At 65.8% G+C, this 1,566-nt stretch carries 1 protein-coding gene; it reads right to left on the bottom strand.

Annotated features, from left to right (window positions below; translation table 11 throughout):
* Positions 1–1,566, bottom strand: a 1,566-nt coding sequence (locus tag X946_RS05280; RefSeq protein WP_038744720.1) for a type VI secretion system Vgr family protein, incomplete at both ends; no start/stop codon positions are given.

The following is a 1,566-nucleotide window of genomic DNA, read 5'->3' as shown; positions in this document are numbered from 1 at the left end:
GTGCCCGTGATGCTCGTCGAGCTGCCCGTGTTCGACATCGACGTGCCCGTGATGCTCGTCGACGTGCCCGTCACCGACGTGCTCGTGCCCGTCATGCTGTTCGACGTGCCCGTGTACGACAGCGATACGCCGGTGATGCTCTGCGACTGGCCGGTCGTCGACATGCTGACGTCGGTCCATGACGACGAGATGCCCGTCATGCTGTTCGACACGCCCGTCACCGAGTTGCTGGAACCCACGACGCTGGTCGAAACGCCGATCATCGCGGTCGATACGCCCTTGAAGCCCGTATCGACGCCGGTGAACGACGTCGACACGCCGATGAAGCTCGTGCTCACGCCGGTAAACGATGTCGACACGCCGGTGAAGCTCGTGCTCACGCCGGTAAACGACGTGCTCACGCCGGTGAAGCTCGCCGACACGCCGGTGAAGCTCACCGACAGCCCCGTGTACGACACCGAGATGCCGGTGAAGCTGACCGAGATCCCGACGACCGACGTCGACGTGCCCTTCACCGACAGGTTCAAGTCCTGCGCGATCGACGTCGAGCTGTTGCGCTCGACCGTCTGCTGCATGTCGCGCTCCGCGTGGATCATCACGCGCTCCGCGCCGCGCTGGTCGTCGAACGTGATCTGGCTCGCGTTCTGGTAGCCGCCCGCACGCTTGATCGAACGCGACACGAGGCCCGTGTAGCGGATGTCCTTCGGCAAATCGTAAGGCGTCGGGTTTTCGCCGTTGTAGACGATCCCCGTCACGAGCGGCCGGTCGAGATCGCCGTCGACGTACGTGATCAGCACTTCCTGCCCGACCCGCGGCATCGCGATCACGCCCCAGCCCTTGCCCGCCCAAGCCTGCGACACGCGAATCCAGCACGACGCATCGGCTTCGGTCGTCTTGTAGCGGTCCCAGTGGAAGTGCACGCGGATGCGCCCGAGCTTGTCGGTGTGCACCTCCGACATCTCCGGGCCCACCACCGTCGCGCTCTGGATGCCCGGCACCTCGGGGCGCGACGTCGTCAGAAGCGGGCGGAACGGCTGGTCGTCGGCGAGCGCGCGGAACTTCACCGCGACATTACGGCCCTGCGACGTACTATCCGGTCCGTCCTGAATGAACGTCAGCTCGCTGCTCGTCACGTAGTACCGACCATTGCGCTGCGCGGCCGGATGGCCGACCAGCGTGAATGCGCGGCCCGTCGCGAGCGCGCGTGCGTTCGCCTCGCCGACGAGCACGTGCGAGTCCGCCTGGATCGCTTCGAGCCGCAGGCGCGCGAGGCGCTCGCCCTGTTCCTGCTCGCTGTAGCCGGTCGCGTAGTCGTAGTATTCGAGCGGAATCCCTTCGAGATTCGGCGGCGACACCTGCTGCGCATCGCTGTCCAGACGGTTCGACGGCGCGTGATAGTCGAAGTCGCGCAGCGCGACGTTGTTCGACTTGATCCGCCGCGTACGCTGCAAGCGCTGCACGCCTTCGCGCCCCTGGATCGCACGCGATTCTTCGCCGTCCGGAAGATATTCGAGCTCGTCGTTCGGCAGCGGCAGATCATCGAAGCGCTGCGTGTCCGAGATCACG

Origin of the sequence: Burkholderia sp. ABCPW 111 (genome assembly GCF_000773065.1) — a bacterium.
Classification (GTDB): domain Bacteria; phylum Pseudomonadota; class Gammaproteobacteria; order Burkholderiales; family Burkholderiaceae; genus Burkholderia; species Burkholderia savannae.
The sequence above is the reverse complement of the archived record's forward strand: the minus strand, read 5'-3'. Positions and strand labels throughout refer to the sequence as shown.